A 17,320-nucleotide genomic window follows, 5' to 3' on the forward strand; every position below is an offset into this window, starting at 1 on the left:
ACTTCCAGTTCATGTTTTATTTAGATTAAATCTTAATACTTGCTAGAAGCTATGTAATGAAAACACTCCCCACCCAAAAACGGGCGCTCGCAAAGCGTGCCGCGCTGATTCAAGCAGGCCGAGAAAGCTTTGCTCGTCGTGGTTACGAGCAGAGTACTGCCAAGGTAATCGCAGAAGATGCCGCCGTAGCGACAGGAACCTTCTATCAAAACTTTGAGAACAAAGATGAGTTGTTAAGGGTAATCGCCCAGCTTAAACGCGATGAAATCTTCCATGCCGTACCCGGTTTAGAAACAAAGCAAAGCCGCTTAAACCCTTTGGAGCATTCCACCGAAGTGCTGTTTCGCAAGGTTTTGGAAATTGTTTATCACTACCATGAAAGCGAGGCAGAATTGCACCAGGTGCTGGAACAACGCCGATTTATCGACCCCTTGCTTGACGAGATACTATTAAAATCTGAAGCCGTGTTGGAAGAAAAGGTGCTGGCCTATGTAAAGGCCCACAACAAAGAAAACCCGGAAGCCGTGGCCTATAACCTATTTGCGATGGCAGAGGGTTTAGTCCACCGCCATGTATTCGGCCAACCCTTAAGCAGCAAAGAAGACACCCTAGACTTAGGGGCCAAGATGCTGGCCTGTTATTTCGAATGCGAGCACCGTTAAGCAATATCGAAATTGAATACTCTAAGCCCATTTAGCAACAACATAAAAACACTATAAAAAGAGAAATATAATGAGTGAACAAACCTCAGCCTATGACACCCTAATACAGGGCGCGAAAGTCTTTAACGAAGGTAAAGCCCCCATCATCGAAGATGTCGCCATTAAGGATGGGCAGATCATAGAACGCGGAGCTGAACTTGATAGTACTAAAGCAGCCAACGTAATAAATGCCGAAGGGCAATGGTTGATGCCTGGTTTATTCGATATACACACTCATTATGATTTGGAGCTAGAGGTTGCACCTGGGCTACCGGAATCTATCCGTCACGGTACAACATCAGTGGTTATCGCCAACTGTAGCCTAGGCTTAGCCTTTGGTAACCAAAGAGACGGACGCAACGATCCTATTGTTGATTGCTTCGCACGAGTAGAAAACCTGCCCAAATCTATATTGAAAAGCTGCGCCGATAAAGTCGACTGGGAAACACCAGAGGAATATTTAAACCATCTAGATACTTTAAAACTCGGGCCTAATGTTGCAACCCTGTTACCACATTCTATGCTGCGTATTGATGCAATGGGTTTTGAAGACAGTATTAGTCGTGATCCAAGCGCTAGTGAACTTAGCGCCATGAAAAATACCTTAGCGGAGGCTGTCGATCTGGGTTATGTGGGTATGTCTACCGATGCCTTACCATTCCACTATCTAGCCAGTGCGGCACACTGTGATAAAACTATTCCTACGCAGTTTGCCAAGTATGACGAGATTAAAGAACTCACCTCGGTGTTACGAGAAAAAGATGCGCTCTGGCAAGCCACACCGCCAAAAGATAGTGCCATAGGCACACTTAAAACCTTTATGTTGTCCAGTGCCTTTTTCCATGGCAAACCTTTAAAAACCACTGTGGTAGCCGCACTGGATGTATTTAACAATTTTAAAATTCTAAAGCTAGGCCGTTTATTATCGCGAGGTTTAAATTCTAAGCTGCTTAAAGGTGATTTCCATCTACAAGCCTTAGGTGCGCCTTTTAAAACCTGGTCCGACGGCGCCGTGACACCACTGGCTGAAGAGATTCCAGAGCTACGTCGCTTAAACGAAACCGATTTGGAAGACAAAGAAAGCCGTTTAAAAATTCTTAATGATCCAGAGTACATAAAAACCTTTAAAGAGATGTGGCTTAGAGGGAAATCTGGCTTTAATGTCGCCAGGCTAAAGCGAATCATCAACATGGAAGATTACGCCTTTAACCGCAGTATGGAAGATATGTTCGTAGAGCGCTGCCCCATCGAATACTGGCAGGGTAAAGACTTCCAACAGCTATTCGAGAGAGTACTCGATATAAAAAGAGGCGTTGAAGTCGCAAGCTTAAGCGATGAAGAAGCCATCATTGTCGCCAGGGATTTTTTCTGGGTAAGTGACGAGGCCGACTTTGTATTGCAAACCTTAAGAACCTTTGATCTTGAATTAAGCTGGTGCACCACCACTGCAAACCGTGATCCTAAAACCACTCGCGATTTGATTATGGATCCATTACTGATGCCCGGTTTTAACGACAGCGGCGCACACCTAAATAATATGGCCTTCTATGATGTAAACCTACGTTGTTTACAACTGGCCTCACAAGGCGGCGATATGGATGTTAGCTATATGGTGAAAAGACTGAGTAAAGATGCAGCGGATTTATTTGGCGTAGAAGGCGGCAGTATTAATATCGGCGATAAAGCCGATTTGATTCTAATTGACCCTAAAGCGCTAAGCAGTTATGACGGTGAAGGCAATATTCAACGTGTCCTACGTGATGAGTATCAACACCATCAACTCGTAAATCGCTCAGATGATGTGGTACCACTGGTAATGGTGGGTGGTCATATTGCCTGGCAAGATAATAAGCATAGTGAAGAGCTTGGACAGATTCCAATGGGGCGTCTGTTGAGAGCTAATAAGAGCTAAGCCTCATAATTTCCAATCTTGGCGTATGAGCTAAGCCTTCTCTTAGCTCTTAAGATCTCCTTCACTAATATAGGCTATGGTGAAACTTACAGCAGTCATTAACAATATAGATAGTGGCCTTAGCTATACTGGGCTCTAATTTGACATTACACTCAAAAGGATTGAGAGATGCGAATTTGTCTATTAGTTTTTATTGCTTTAATTGCCCACAGTGGCAATCTAGTCGCAAACACTGAAGATCACCCCTTGCTAGAGCGCTATCCAGGTTTCTCGCTGATGAAGAAACAATCCGAAGAGCACTCTCAATTTATTTTTCCTTTGGCTCCCCCCCTGAATAACGAATCCTTTTCCAAGCAATATACAAAAGAGGGGGCTCTCGAGCGACTGGCCTATGAACAAGCCGCTGGTGCCGGCGCAATTCAGGTCATGAGAAATTATGAAAAAGCTCTACAGGATGCCGGGGCTAAAATTGAGTTTAGATGTATAAACCAAGAATGTATTGGCCAAGATGACTATCACCCACTACATGTATTCGGCCATCATAGAGCCAATATTGTTTCCCATGAAAATCAAAAATTTGGCTTGCTAACCGCGTCTTTAAATCAGAAAGGTAATCAATATTGGGTAGCCGTTATAGCGGGCCAGTTTAAAGACTATACGCGCTACGAGCTCGTTATTCTTGAAGAAGCCACTATGGCACTTGGAAAACTAAACCTTAAAGACATCAGCCAAGGTATCGAAAATCAGGGTAGAATAGTCTTAAAAGGTATTCACTTCGATACCGCAAAGGCCATTGTTAAAGATTCATCTAAGGAATCCCTCTCCGCGATCGCGGCTTATTTAAATTCTAATGCCAATATAAACGCTTATGTGGTTGGTCATACTGACTATACTGGCAGTCTTAGCCTCAATATAAACCTCTCTGAACAACGAGCTCTAGCCGTTGTAAAAGCGCTTGTAGAGATGGGTATAAGCCAAAAAAGGTTGATTGCAAAAGGGGTAGGCCCACTTTCTCCAATAGCTGTTAATAAGGTTGAGAAAGGGCGGGCTCAGAATAGGCGAGTGGAGTTGGTTTTGAGTCAGCCACATAAGTAACTTGATTTTCGTAGAGGCGACTCATTAGTAGGACAGGCGACACTGTGCTGCTTTTTCGAGACTTGCCTCGACTTCCTGATCATCAGCAATTTTTGCTATTGAGGTATTTACGAACGGTGCTGAGAGATGAGCCCGTTCTTCAGGCTATCTTTTAAATAGCGCGACCTTCACGGAAATGCCCACGTCTAATTACACTGAATAGTGCAGCCGGTATTGCAAACACCTTTATAATTCTTCACTCCGATTGAACCCCAATAGTTCAAGCTGGCCCTGTTTTACCGGCTTTTCAATTTTATCCAATACTTCAAATAACCGCTGGCTTTGGTTTAAAGGGACGCTGTAAATCCAGATAAGGTCGTCTCCGCCCTGGATTACAATTCTGGCATAGTCGCTATCGCCGGCGAGTTCCGCCCTGAAGGTGTCGGCATATACCCATACACTGGTCTTTAGAAAGTAGCTCTCCCAACTGGGATCGGCATCCCACATTTCATCGATATGGACAAAGTCTCTTGGCGTTTTACGCATAGTCACTGCTCTTCGGCTTGTTTTACCACGTATGTGTGGTCTGTTTGATTATGCTATCTCATGAGTTACTTTGCTTATAGGTACAGATCTCGTGAAAAAGAAGGGTACAGCCCAGTAGCGGTGGATGCTGTTGCTTTAATATCAGAATGGAATTGCTGTTTTGACATTCCTATAAGGGTGAAAAGATAGACTAACTATTGCTTGTTAATAACTTCATTGTTTTATTAACAACTTTATTGTTCACCCACAGCCTCACCCTAAGCTCCCTTTGCAGTTACTCCACAGTGACCGACTTTGCCAAGTTACGAGGTTGGTCCACATCCGTACCTTTCAATACAGCGACATGATAGGAAAGCTGTTGTAGCGGTAAGGTATAAATTATTGGCTCTAGGCTAGCTGGTACATGGGGTAGGTTAATCACCTTAGTGCTGCCATTGTTTTGGAAGCCGGCATCTTTATCGGCAAATACGTATAGCATTCCGCCGCGTGCTTGAACTTCTTCTAGATTAGATTTTAGCTTTTCAAGCAAATCATTATTTGGGGCAACTGCTACGATTGGCATATCGGAATCAACCAGTGCTAGCGGACCGTGTTTTAGCTCGCCTGCAGGATATGATTCGGCGTGAATATAGGAGATTTCTTTTAGTTTAAGGGCGCCTTCCATTGCCACTGGATATTGTGGTCCACGGCCCAAGAAAAGCGAATGATGCTTTTCTGAGAAGTGCTCTGACATTTCCAGTACTTCAGGGTCCAATGCCAGTACTTCTTCGCATAATGAAGGTAAGCTGTGCAGGGCTTTTACCAGCTCTGATTCTTTTTCGCTGCTTAGCTGATGGCGACGACCGAGCACGATGGTAAGTAGCTGCAATGAAACTAATTGGGTGGTAAAAGCTTTAGTTGAAGCTACTCCAATTTCCGGTCCCGCTTGGGTCATTAGTACCAGGTCAGATTCACGCGCTAATGAGCTATTGGGTACATTACAGATAGTCAGTGATGCTAAATAATTTAACTCTTTGGCTAAACGTAATGCCGCTAAAGTATCGGCTGTCTCACCTGATTGAGAGATAGTTACAAATAGGGTACCTGAGCTAACTACTACTTTGCGGTAGCGATATTCAGAAGCTACTTCGATATCACAGGGAATGCCTGCCCAATCTTCTAACCAATATTTGCAAACTAGGCCAGAATGGTAACTGGTACCACAGGCAATAATTTGCACACGTTGCACTTGATCAAAAATATCAGCGGCCGAGGTACCAAAGACTTGCTCCAGTACTTTGTTTTGCCCAATACGACCTTGCAGGGTATTTCGAATAACACGAGCTTGTTCGAAGATTTCTTTTTGCATGAAGTGTCGGTAGTGGCCTTTGTCCACAACCTCATCGGCTTCGGCAATTTTGGTAATTGGACGCTCTACGATTTCACCGGATGTATCAACAATGCTGAAGGTCTCTCGACGCACGTCGACCATATCGCCTTCTTCAAGATATACAAAGCGATCGGTAACTTGGCGAAGTGCCATTTGATCAGAGGCAAGGAAGTTCTCTTCGATACCGATACCGATAACTAATGGACTGCCGCTGCGAGCGGCAACAATACGATCTGGCTCTTTGCTGGAAACAACCGCTAGTCCGTAGGCACCTTCAAGCTGTGAAACGGTTTTTTGTAAGGCCGTGAATAAATTCTGCTCTTGCTCGTAAACTTTATGCAATAAATGAGCAATTACCTCGGTATCGGTTTCGGTAATAAACTCATAGCCATCAGCGCTTAATTGCTCGCGCAAAGGTTCATGGTTTTCGATAATACCATTGTGGACGATCGCGATATGATCAGAGTAATGTGGATGGGCATTGGCTTGGCTAGGTTTTCCGTGTGTTGCCCAGCGTGTGTGTGCAATACCTAGATTGCCGCGGGTAGGGTTGTCAGCTAGCTCTTTTTCCAGCTCGCTGACCTTGCCGAGTGCTTTACGAACACTCAAGTCGCCATTGGGTTCAACCAAAGCGACACCTGCTGAATCATAGCCACGATACTCTAGTCTTTTTAAACCTTCGACTAAAATACCCAACACATTCCGTTGTGTTACCCCACCGACAATTCCACACATAGTCTTTCCTACTTTCTAGTTTTGTTTTAGCTTTTTTAATGCACGCCGAGCGCTTATTTTTTAACTGGCTTCTGCCAGTTAGCTATATTTCTTTGTTTAGCTCTTGCGACAGCAAGTTCACCTTCTGCAACATCTTTCGCAACGGTTGAGCCAGCCCCCACAGTAGCTTCGCTAGCGACGGTTACAGGTGCTACCAAAGATGTATTGGAGCCAATAAAAGCTCCATCACCAATAGTTGTTTTTGATTTATTCACACCATCATAGTTACAGGTAATCGTACCCGCACCTACATTAACGTCAGTCCCGAGTTCTGCATCTCCAACATAGCTTAAGTGATTGATTTTTGAGCCCTCACCGACTTTAGCTTTTTTGGTCTCTACAAAATTACCAATTTTAGCGCCTTTGCCTAGCTCTGTTCCGGGGCGTAAACGAGCAAAAGGACCGATGTCGGAGTCGCCGGCAATCACAGTATCTTCTAAAACACTGTTCGCTTTAATAGTTGTGTTGTCGCCAATTTTACTGTCAGTGATAACGCAGTTAGGGCCGATATAAACGTTATTACCAATTTCTACCTTGCCTTCAAAGACACAGTTAACATCAATCGTAACATCGCTTCCCGCAGTTAGCTCACCGCGACAATCAAAGCGATCTGGGTCTAGTAGGCTTACGCCTTCTTCCAATAGAATCATCGCCTGTACAGACTGATAGTAGCGCTCTAATTCCGCTTGTTGCACTCGGTTATTAACACCTAGTACATCCATCTCGTCGTCGGCTTGTACGATATTGATATCGATATGATTACTGCTCGCCATTTCAACCACATCGGTTAGATAATATTCACCTTGGGCGTTTTCATTGGAAAGGTTTGGCAGCCATTCTTTAAGCAGTGCCGTTGGTACCGCCATAATGCCGGTATTCACTTCGCAAATCGCTAGCTGATCTTTACTGGCGTCTTTCTGCTCTACGATGGCACTGGCATTACCTTGTGCATTGCGAATAATGCGGCCATAACCTGCAGGGTCATCTAGCTCGACAGTCAGCAAGGACATCGCGTCTTCTCGAACTTGCTCTAGCAGCTCCCTTAAAGTCGCTGTGGGTGTTAATGGGACATCGCCATAAAGAATTAAGGCTGTCGCATTGTCACGTAGATAGGGCAGGGCTTGTTGTACGGCGTGGCCAGTACCTAGCTGTTCGGTTTGCTCGATAAAATTAACCGACTCTTCGCTGAATTCACTTCTAACGATTTCCGCACCGTGACCAATAATAATATTGATATTGTCGGACTCAAGCGCCTTCGCTGCACCCAGTACATGAGATAGTAGGCTGTGACCGCCAACCTTGTGCAACACCTTCGGCAGGCTGGACTTCATCCGTGTCCCTTTACCGGCCGCGAGAATTACGATGTCTAATAACATAGGGGTTCCTTGTTGTTTTGCCTTAGCGCCAATTCATTTGCCACTAAGTTTTTAAGCAGTTACCGCAACAGTTTACAGTACACGGAGAGTTTGACAGTTTAATGCCAATAAATACTCAACTTACAGAGGAAAAAAAAGCAGCCGAAGCTGCTTTTTTAACTCTGGGCAAATAGAGCTTATTTGCCCAGTTTTTTGCGAATGGCCTGCAAGGTACGTAGCTGTGCAGAGGCTTCCGCCAACTGTACGGCTGCCGCCGAGTAGTCAAACTCACCAGACTGATTGGTCAGTGCTTGCTGAGCTTCTTTTTGCGCCGCCAATGCTTTGGACTCATCCATATCATCAGCACGCAATGCCGTATCGGCCAATACAGATACTTGGCTGGCTTGCACTTCCAAATAGCCACCGGAGATGTAGTAGATCTCTTCCTCACCACCTTGTTTGATGATGCGGATTGGGCCTGGCTGTAGGGACGTCAGTAATGGGGCGTGGCCGTAAGCGACACCGATATCACCTTCTGTACCTGCAGCAATTACCATTTCTACTAAACCGGAGTAGAGCTGCTCTTCTGCACTTGCAATTTCGCAGTGGACAGTCATTGCCATTGTTCTAGCCTCTTTCGGGTGTATGGTAGGGAGCTAGAGCATTCTCTAACCCCCAAGCCCATTACATGTTTTTGGCTTTCTCGATAGCTTCGTCGATAGAACCAACCATGTAGAACGCCTGCTCAGGCAGATCGTCGTACTCACCACCTAGAAGACCAGTGAAGCCACGAATGGTTTCTTTCAATGGTACGTACTTACCAGGTGCACCGGTAAATACTTCAGCTACGTGGAAAGGCTGAGACAAGAAACGCTCAATCTTACGAGCACGAGATACAGTCAACTTATCTTCTTCAGATAGTTCGTCCATACCCAAGATCGCAATGATGTCTTTCAGCTCTTTATAGCGCTGCAATACAGTCTGTACGCCACGAGCTACGTCGTAGTGCTCTTGACCAATGATCAGCGGGTCCAACTGGCGTGAAGTAGAGTCTAGTGGATCGATCGCAGGGTAAATACCCTTAGAAGCAATATCACGGCTCAATACAACAGTTGAATCCAAGTGCGCAAAGGTGGTAGCTGGAGACGGGTCAGTCAAGTCATCCGCAGGTACGTATACAGCCTGTACCGAGGTAATAGAACCAGTCTTAGTTGAAGTAATACGCTCCTGTAGAGCACCCATTTCTTCAGCTAGAGTTGGCTGGTAACCTACCGCAGAAGGCATACGACCTAATAGTGCAGATACCTCAGTACCCGCAAGGGTGTAACGGTAAATGTTGTCAACGAACAACAGTACGTCTTTACCTTCGTCACGGAATTTCTCAGCCATGGTCAAACCAGTCAAGGCAACACGCAAGCGGTTTCCTGGTGGCTCATTCATCTGGCCGTAAACCATCGCTACTTTAGATTTGCTTTGGTCTTCAACGTTTACAACGCCAGACTCCTGCATCTCGTAGTAGAAATCGTTACCTTCACGAGTACGCTCACCAACACCTGCGAACACAGACAAACCACTGTGCTCCAAAGCGATGTTGTTGATCAACTCCATCATGTTTACGGTTTTACCTACACCCGCACCACCGAATAGACCAACTTTACCACCCTTGGCGAATGGGCATACTAAGTCGATTACTTTAATACCAGTTTCTAGCAAATCGCTAGAGGCTGACAGCTCATCGTAAGCTGGAGCTTTACGGTGGATAGCACTACGCTCTTTCTCACCGATTGGGCCACACTCATCGATAGGGTTGCCCAATACATCCATAATACGACCCAAAGTCTCAGTACCTACAGGTACAGAGATAGGGGCACTGGTGTTATCAACGCTTAAACCACGGCTCAAACCTTCTGATGAGCCCATGGCGATTGCACGTACCACGCCGTCACCTAGCTGCTGCTGAACTTCAAGGGTCAAACCCTTTTCAGCAACGGTCAGTGCGTCGTAAACCTTAGGTACGGAATCACGGGGAAATTCCACGTCAATAACGGCGCCAATAATTTGTACGATACGTCCGCTACTCATTTCCGGATCCTCTTTAAAAAATAATTCCTTGGATGCTTCGGCTTATACAGCCGCGGCACCGCTCACAATTTCAGACAACTCTTGGGTAATGGCGGCTTGACGAGCCTTGTTGTAAACCAGCTCAAGATCGTCAATAAGGTCACCGGCATTATCGGTGGCGCTCTTCATTGCGATCATACGAGAAGCTTGCTCACAAGCACCATTTTCTACTACCGCCTGATAGACCTGAGACTCTACATAGCGGGTCAATAGACCGTCTAGTAGCTCACGTGCATCTGGCTCGTAGATGTAATCCCAAGCATGTTTTTTCTCGGTGTCTTCTTGCGCTTGTAAAGGCAACAACTGCTGAACCGTTGGGTTTTGAGTCATGGTATTCACGAACTCATTACCCACTAAGTAAAGCTTGTCGATCTTGCCATCGGCGAAGGCATCAAGCATTGTCTTTACGCTACCGATCAAATCGGCGATGGCTGGGTCTTCACCTAAGTCGCGCACTGCTGCAACGACATTGCCACCATAGCTGTTAAAGAATGCTTGGGCTTTTGCACCGATCAAACACAGGTCGATACCCACATCCAAGTCGGCCCACTCTTTCATGGACTTAATAGAGGCTTTAAACAAATTAATGTTTAAGCCACCACAAAGGCCACGGTCGGTAGACACTAAAATATATCCAACCCGCTTAACTTCACGCTCTTCCATATAGGTGTGCTTATATTCAGGCGTTGAGTTGGCGATATGGCCAACAACGTCACGAATACGCTGAGCGTAAGGTTTGCCTAACTGCATGCGGTCTTGGGCTTTACGCATCTTACTCGCCGCAACCATTTCCATGGCGCTAGTGATTTTCTGCGTAGATTTAATACTCGATATTTGAGTACGTATTTCTTTTCCGCCTGCCATAACCGGCCCTCGAACAAAGCCTTCAGTTAGCCTAGGCCACTGAAGGCATGATTAATTTACCAGGTTTGAGTTTCTTTGAACTTATCCAAGGCTGCTTTAAAGCCGCCTTCGATTTCGCCATTGAAATCACCGGTATCGTTGATCTTGTTCATCAGGTCAGCGTGCTCTGCGCCCATGTAGGACAGCAAAGAGGCTTCGAAGTCGCCGATTTTGTTCACAGCAACATCGTTCAAGTAGCCTTCGTTAGCAGCGTAAAGTACAACACCCATCTCTGCGATAGACAGAGGAGAGTACTGCTTCTGCTTCATTAGCTCGGTTACGCGCTCACCGTGATCTAGCTGGGCTTTAGTAGCGTCGTCTAGGTCAGAAGCGAACTGAGAGAACGCCGCCAATTCACGATACTGAGCCAGAGCGGTACGAATACCACCAGATAGCTTCTTGATCACTTTAGTCTGTGCAGAACCACCAACACGAGATACAGATACACCAGCGTTCATCGCAGGACGGATACCGGCGTTAAACAAGTCAGTTTCCAAGAAGATCTGACCATCAGTAATCGAAATTACGTTGGTAGGTACGAATGCCGATACGTCACCAGCTTGGGTTTCAATGATAGGCAGTGCGGTTAAAGAACCGGTTTGGCCTTTCACTTCACCATTGGTGAATTTTTCTACGTAGTCAGCGTTAACGCGAGATGCGCGCTCTAGCAAACGTGAGTGCAAGTAGAAAACGTCACCAGGGTAAGCTTCACGACCTGGTGGACGACGTAGCAACAAAGAGATCTGACGGTAGGCCCAAGCCTGCTTGGTCAAATCATCATATACGATTAGGGCATCTTCACCGCGGTCGCGGAAGTATTCACCCATTGAACAACCACCGAAAGGTGCCAAGAACTGCATCGCAGCTGGGTCAGAAGCGGTAGCGGCAACAACAATGGTGTGCTCCATTGCGCCGTGCTCTTCTAACTTACGTACTACAGAAGCTACCGAAGAAGCTTTCTGGCCAACGGCTACGTAAACACACTTAATACCTTTGCCTTTCTGGTTGATGATGGCATCAACGGCAATGGCGGTTTTACCAGTCTGACGGTCACCAATGATCAACTCACGCTGACCACGACCCACGGGTACCATGGAGTCAACCGCTTTCAAACCAAACTGTACAGGCTCATCTACTGATTGACGCTCAATTACGCCAGGTGCGATTTTTTCAACCGGCTCAGTGATGCTGTTACCTAATGGACCTTTACCGTCGATTGGGTTACCTAGGGCGTCAACTACGCGACCTAGCAACTCTTTACCAACAGGTACTTCCAAGATACGGCCAGTACACTTACATTTTTGCCCTTCGGCAACGCCTTCATAGGCGCCCAAGATTACGGCACCAACGGAGTCTTGCTCCAGGTTCAATGCCATACCGTAGATGCCGCCTTCGAACTCGATCATCTCACCGTACATCACATCGGCTAGGCCGTGGATGCGGATGATACCGTCGGTTACGGAAACTACAGTACCTTCGTTCTGTGCTTCAGTTGCAACGTCGAGATTGTCGATTCGCTGCTTAATAATTTCACTGATTTCAGAAGGATTCAGTTGCTGCATGCTCTGTTCCTCTATTCCTAAAACGTGTTAGGAGTTCATTGCTTCGGCCAGCTTAGCCAAACGGCCTCGCACCGAACCATCGATTACTGTATCGCCGGCGCGTACCACAACACCGCCCAAAAGACCCTGATCAACAGAGCTTTGTACAGTGACTTCGCGGTCCAGTTTGGCACTCAATGCTTTCGCCAATTTTGCTTCCAAGTCGCCAGACAGTTCGAAAGCGGTTTCGACGTGAACGTCGACTGCTTTTTCCCTTTGAGATTTGAACTGTTCAAACAGAACAGCAATCTGCGGCAAAAGCTCCAAACGCTTATTGTCTGATAAAACACGCAAAAGATTTGCCGCTTTTTCAGAAATAGCATCGCCACATACATTCACAAAAACTTCTGCTTTTTGTGCTGCAGTTAGGCTTGGGTTTGCCAGGGTTTTTTGCATGGCACCTTCTTGGGCCACCGCTGCGGATACGGCTAAAGTGTTTGACCAAGTGGCCAAGTCACCTGCCGCATCGGCAAATTCGAATACAGCTTTGGCGTATGGTCTGGCTAACGTTATTAGTTCAGCCATGATAATCCTCGCTTAAAGCTCTGCCGCCAACTTGTCTACCAAGTCGTTGTGTGCGTTCGCATCGATAGTATTGCCCAGTACTTTTTCAGCACCGGCCAAGGCCAAGGTAGCAACCTTCGCACGCAATTCTTCTTTCGCGCGATTAGCTTCCTGTTCGATCTCAGCTTGAGCAGCCACTTTCAAACGATCGCCTTCAGCGCGCGCTTGATCTTTGGCTTCATCAACAATTTGGTTAGCACGCTTGTTAGCTTGCTCAATAATTTCCGCGGCTTGTTGCTTCGCTTCGGTCAAAGTTTCACCGGCTTTTTTCTGAGCCAGCTCTAAATCTTTGTCCGCGCGATCAGCAGCTTCTAGGCCGTCGGCGATTTTCTTTTCGCGCTCTTCCATTACGGAAATCAACGCAGGCCATACGAACTTCATGCAGAACCAAATGAACGCAATGAAAGTTACCGATTGACCAATCAGAGTTAGGTTGATATTCACACTAACACCTCTTGCTTAGTTAAAGTTAAATTCAGCAAAAAGCGGTGAATTAAGCAGCCAAACCTGGAGCAACAACGAAGATCAGGTACATGCCGATACCAACACCGATCATTGGAACCGCATCCAATAGACCAGCCATTAGGAACATTTTACCTTGTAGAGCAGGACCTTGCTCAGGCTGACGCGCAGAACCTTCAAGCAACTTGCCACCCAAAGTACCGAAACCGATAGCGGTACCCAAAGCGCCCAAGCCGATCAACAGAGCTGCTGCAACATATACTAAACCAAGTGCTTCCATTGTTTTCTCCTTAAGAGAGTAGTTAAGTTTAAAATTAAAAGTTTAGGTTTAAATTATTAGCGCATCGCCAAGGCGCTGCGCTGAATTCTTTTTAGTGCTTAGTGTTCTTCTACATCGTGAGCCATGGCCATGTATACGATGGTCAAAACCATGAATACAAAAGCCTGTAGGGTAATTACCAAGATGTGGAAAATTGCCCAACCCATTTGTAAGAAGAAGCCCATACCTGCCATTAGCGCGCCAGCACCAAACATCAATGCGATCAAGATAAAGATCATCTCACCAGCATACATGTTTCCGAATAGACGCAAGCCAAGAGAGATAGGCTTAGCAATCAAAGAAACGGTTTCTAGAATAAAGTTGATGGCAATCATCAACGGCGCTAACACAATCGCCGCACCTTTTGTTGGTGGTGCAAAAGGGTGCATAGTTAATTCTTTAATAAAGCCGATAAAGCCTTTTTGGGTAATGCTGTAGAACACCATCAAAGCAAACACCGTTAGGGCCATACCCATAGTGGCATTTGGATCGGTGGTCGGTACGACTTTGAAGTAGAAGTGCGGGTCGCCAGCGGCTGCGGCAGCCACTTGTGGCAACCAGTCAACTGGGATCAAATCCATCAAGTTCATCATGAATACCCAGGTAAAGATGGTTAATGCCATCGGGGCAATCACGCGATTTTTATGATGGAAAATGTCGGTAACGGTGCCGTTAACAAAATCGACGATAAGCTCGACGAAACTTTGAACACCTTTTGGAGTACCGGTATTCGCACCCGCAATTGCCTTACGGAATACAAAACCTAGAATCAGAGCTAGAGCAATTGACCAACCTAAAGTATCTAGGTGGATCGCCCAAAAACCCATATCTGCTGCCTCTTGGGCAGAATGCGCAATAGTCCAAGTATCCTGGGTAACCACAGAGCCATCAGCGCGGGTGTAACCGGCCTCTAGCTTGCCATAAGCAAGGTTTTGCAGGTGGTGTTGGATATACTCCGTTGAAGTTTGACCTTCGCTTGCCATGTCTCAAGCACCTTAAATTTAAAAGCTAAAAGATAGAAGTTGTAAAAACACTCTTGAGCCTAAAAGCGCTTTTAGAACTTCTAACCGAGGCTTTTGCCTCGTCTTACCAACGCACCTGGTTAATCACCCGGGTTTGTAAAATATTGCCCAGTACCAAACAAAGCCCATAGGCTAGGAATACTGTGGCGATTGACCAGCTTACCGGGCTGTTAAACAGACAGGCAAAACCAACCAAGGTTAATACATACTTGCCTACTTCGCCCCGATAAAACGATTGAGCAATCAAACGACTGGCTCGGGCGCCACGGAAGCGAAAGGCATATAGGGCAAAATAGCTCTGCGGGATGATATAGAGACAAGCACCTGCCATGATGGACTGCCCCAAAATAGGGCAAACCCCATACACCAGTAGGGAAACCACCCCACTAAGCAGGAAAAGCTGTAGCATCACACGCAAAATTGCGGGTTTATCGATGGTATTGCTATGCATGATGGCAACGCCGTTTTCCAATAAGCCCCACATTAAGCACCGAATATGCCTCTATCTGCGCTTATTTTGGGCGCAGTTAGGCGTCGCGCATTATAGTGTTAAGAGACTTTGCATTCAAGGCGATTAAATCCCCTAAAATTGGCAATTTGCAGATATGTAAATACTTACTAATCAGCAAGACCTTAGGGCTGGAAACCACGTTCAAAAAACACTCAGCAATTCAGCTCAGTGTATTCAGAATATTCATATAAATTATGATGCTTGTAGCGTTATTATCTAAAGCAAATATCGTCTAGCTCCCTTTTCTAAGCCATTGTTTTGTAAATATTGCTGCGTGAATACCTTCGCTGGCACAGCTTTACCATAGAGAAAACCTTGGCCAATATGGCAACCAGCTCGTTTTAAGGCATCACACTGAGCCAAAGTCTCAACCCCTTCGGCAACCACTTCAATACCAAGTTGCTGGGCCAACTGCACAATCGTCTCCACTATGTGCATATGACGTCGATCGGAGGGTATCTGTCGAATAAAGGAGCGGTCAATTTTCACACAATCTACAGGTAGATCCGCGAGATAGGAAAGCGAAGAGTACCCGGTCCCAAAATCATCAATGTAAATTTTATGCCCAAGTGCACGTAGCTCCGACAAGCTTTCGATAGCGGCCTTTGGATTTCTTAACAACAAGCTTTCGGTGACTTCAAACTCCAGTAGTTGACGATCAAAATCATAGAAATTTAAAGTGCTATTGAGTTGCTCGATAAAGTCCGTATTTTGTAGTTGAAAAGGGGAGACATTGAGTGCGACAGCAAACTGATCAGCTCCCTCGTTGGCCCAGCGATCTAATTGCGCACAGACTTGTTCTAGAACAATACGACCAATTTTTGAAATTAGCCCCGTCCTTTCCGCCAGGGGAATAAACTCTTCTGGCGAAAGAGCAACAGTATTCCTGGGGCTCCAGCGAATCAACGCTTCACTCCCGACTGGTTGACTGCTTCTTAAATCGACTTTTGCTTGGTAGTGTACCGTGAACTCTAGTTTTTCAATACCTCGCTTAAGTTTAGCTTGCTGAAAAACTGGGTGATGTTCTAAGTTTATTGGATTTGGATAAAACGTTGCATAACAAGCAGGGCCTATATTTTTTGCTTCATGAAGTGCTTGCCTGGATTGGTAAACTAATTCCTCATCTATACTGTCACTGCGCCCGCTAATACCTATGTTAGCGCTAAAATATAAAAGCTTGCCTTCGATATCAACAGCCGCCTCTAAAGCATCTTGCACTTTCTTTGCAAAGGACTTCATATTGATTATCTCGGCTTTATGCCAAATCAAAATGAAAATTTCATCGCTCTCCAAGCAGCAGACAATGGATTCTTGTGGCAGTTTAGCGGTAATCCTTATGATCAGAGTCTGCAATATCAGTTTGCAATGTGCATCATCTAGCTCACTCCTAAAATAGGAAAACTGATCAATTTCAATCATCATGACCGAATAACTATACGGCCTTGTCTTTTCACTATTCCAGGATTTTAGCTGTTTTTTTAGTCCAGACTTGTCCAATTGCTGAAAGTTTTTGCAGTGCCTTGAACCTTCACTTATTTTAATCGTATTATTTTCCAGTTTGTCGAGTTGAACCAATAGATAACTTTTCTGCTTTTTTATTGGTGTAATAGTGCATAAGCAGTTTGCTTGTTCAAGTCTTCTATCTTCACCTGTCTTTACAACCCCCAACCATGACAACCTGGATTGTATCGCCTGCTCTGCAGAGTACCGACTTCTCGCTACGCTATTTTTATCAAAAAAAGAAAATATATTTTCCAAATTTCTTGAAGCTAATTCTCTAAAATCCTTATTGGCATAAAGGATCTCTCCGTCGCTGTAAACAACGGCCAAGGGGCTAGAGGAGTTATCTATGCATAGCTGGATTTCCTCAAGGACTTTACTGCGCTTTCTATTTTCAAATAGTATTGATTTTTGAAAATAGAAAATGAAGCCTGCTGCTATAACCAGTGATATGCAAAAATACCACAAGAACATCTGAGCATCAGATAATAGATACCAAGTGGCAAAGTAGTTTAAGCCAATGGATGGGTTACTTTTTCCGCGTTTTCTAAAAAGACGGAAGATATGAAAGAGCTTCGACATAATC

At 45.5% G+C, this 17,320-nt stretch carries 16 protein-coding genes; 3 read left to right on the plus strand and 13 right to left on the minus strand.

The genetic code is table 11. The annotated features are described in order from the left end of the window. The first annotated feature begins 56 nt into the window (after positions 1-56). From Q1A08_RS05605 to Q1A08_RS05615, 3 genes are all read left to right on the plus strand, one after another. Positions 57-662, plus strand: coding sequence for a TetR/AcrR family transcriptional regulator (locus Q1A08_RS05605; RefSeq protein ID WP_299770665.1), 606 nt, complete (start codon positions 57-59; stop codon positions 660-662). A 70-nt stretch (positions 663-732) separates the two neighbouring features. Next, positions 733-2,613, plus strand: coding sequence for an amidohydrolase family protein (locus Q1A08_RS05610; RefSeq protein ID WP_299770667.1), 1,881 nt, complete (start codon positions 733-735; stop codon positions 2,611-2,613). A gap of 168 nt (positions 2,614-2,781) precedes the next feature. Further along, entirely contained in the window at positions 2,782-3,708 is a 927-nt protein-coding gene (locus Q1A08_RS05615; protein ID WP_299770669.1) for an OmpA family protein, read from the plus strand. A gap of 225 nt (positions 3,709-3,933) precedes the next feature. Here the strand turns inward: Q1A08_RS05615 and Q1A08_RS05620 are convergent, their stop codons facing one another. The 13 genes from Q1A08_RS05620 to Q1A08_RS05680 all read right to left on the minus strand — a co-directional run bounded on the left by Q1A08_RS05620 (position 3,934) and on the right by Q1A08_RS05680 (position 17,316). Continuing rightward, entirely contained in the window at positions 3,934-4,233 is a 300-nt protein-coding gene (locus tag Q1A08_RS05620; RefSeq protein ID WP_299770671.1) for a hypothetical protein, read from the minus strand. A 274-nt stretch (positions 4,234-4,507) separates the two neighbouring features. After that, positions 4,508-6,337, minus strand: coding sequence for a glutamine--fructose-6-phosphate transaminase (isomerizing) (gene glmS / locus Q1A08_RS05625; RefSeq protein ID WP_299770674.1), 1,830 nt, complete (start codon positions 6,335-6,337; stop codon positions 4,508-4,510). Between the two features lie 53 nt (positions 6,338-6,390). Further along, a complete protein-coding gene (glmU, locus tag Q1A08_RS05630; protein WP_299770675.1) occupies positions 6,391-7,752 on the minus strand; it encodes a bifunctional UDP-N-acetylglucosamine diphosphorylase/glucosamine-1-phosphate N-acetyltransferase GlmU in 1,362 nt (453 codons plus the stop codon). A gap of 176 nt (positions 7,753-7,928) precedes the next feature. Beyond that, the gene (locus tag Q1A08_RS05635; protein WP_299770677.1) at positions 7,929-8,354 is read right to left on the minus strand and encodes a F0F1 ATP synthase subunit epsilon; all 426 of its coding nucleotides are present in this window, start codon (positions 8,352-8,354) and stop codon (positions 7,929-7,931) included. Between the two features lie 61 nt (positions 8,355-8,415). Further along, entirely contained in the window at positions 8,416-9,813 is a 1,398-nt protein-coding gene (atpD, locus tag Q1A08_RS05640; protein ID WP_299770679.1) for a F0F1 ATP synthase subunit beta, read from the minus strand. Between the two features lie 42 nt (positions 9,814-9,855). After that, positions 9,856-10,716, minus strand: a complete 861-nt coding sequence (atpG, locus tag Q1A08_RS05645; RefSeq protein ID WP_299770681.1) for a F0F1 ATP synthase subunit gamma — start codon at positions 10,714-10,716, stop codon at positions 9,856-9,858. 56 nt (positions 10,717-10,772) lie between these two features. Further along, entirely contained in the window at positions 10,773-12,317 is a 1,545-nt protein-coding gene (atpA, locus tag Q1A08_RS05650; RefSeq protein ID WP_299770683.1) for a F0F1 ATP synthase subunit alpha, read from the minus strand. 27 nt (positions 12,318-12,344) lie between these two features. Further along, positions 12,345-12,881, minus strand: a complete 537-nt coding sequence (locus Q1A08_RS05655) for a F0F1 ATP synthase subunit delta (protein ID WP_299770685.1) — start codon at positions 12,879-12,881, stop codon at positions 12,345-12,347. A 12-nt stretch (positions 12,882-12,893) separates the two neighbouring features. Then, a complete protein-coding gene (locus Q1A08_RS05660; protein ID WP_299770688.1) occupies positions 12,894-13,364 on the minus strand; it encodes a F0F1 ATP synthase subunit B in 471 nt (156 codons plus the stop codon). A 49-nt stretch (positions 13,365-13,413) separates the two neighbouring features. Beyond that, on the minus strand, positions 13,414-13,662 hold the full coding sequence (gene atpE / locus Q1A08_RS05665) for a F0F1 ATP synthase subunit C (RefSeq protein WP_166851939.1): 249 nt from the start codon (positions 13,660-13,662) through the stop codon (positions 13,414-13,416). Between the two features lie 98 nt (positions 13,663-13,760). Beyond that, a complete protein-coding gene (gene atpB, locus Q1A08_RS05670; RefSeq protein WP_299770693.1) occupies positions 13,761-14,684 on the minus strand; it encodes a F0F1 ATP synthase subunit A in 924 nt (307 codons plus the stop codon). 103 nt (positions 14,685-14,787) lie between these two features. Beyond that, positions 14,788-15,207, minus strand: a complete 420-nt coding sequence (locus tag Q1A08_RS05675; RefSeq protein WP_299770695.1) for an ATP synthase subunit I — start codon at positions 15,205-15,207, stop codon at positions 14,788-14,790. Positions 15,208-15,450: 243 nt separating this feature from the next. Beyond that, entirely contained in the window at positions 15,451-17,316 is a 1,866-nt protein-coding gene (locus tag Q1A08_RS05680; RefSeq protein ID WP_299770697.1) for a GGDEF domain-containing phosphodiesterase, read from the minus strand. Between the last annotated feature and the right edge of the window lie 4 nt (positions 17,317-17,320).

This window comes from uncultured Pseudoteredinibacter sp. (assembly GCF_947500695.1).
Classification (GTDB): domain Bacteria; phylum Pseudomonadota; class Gammaproteobacteria; order Pseudomonadales; family Cellvibrionaceae; genus Pseudoteredinibacter.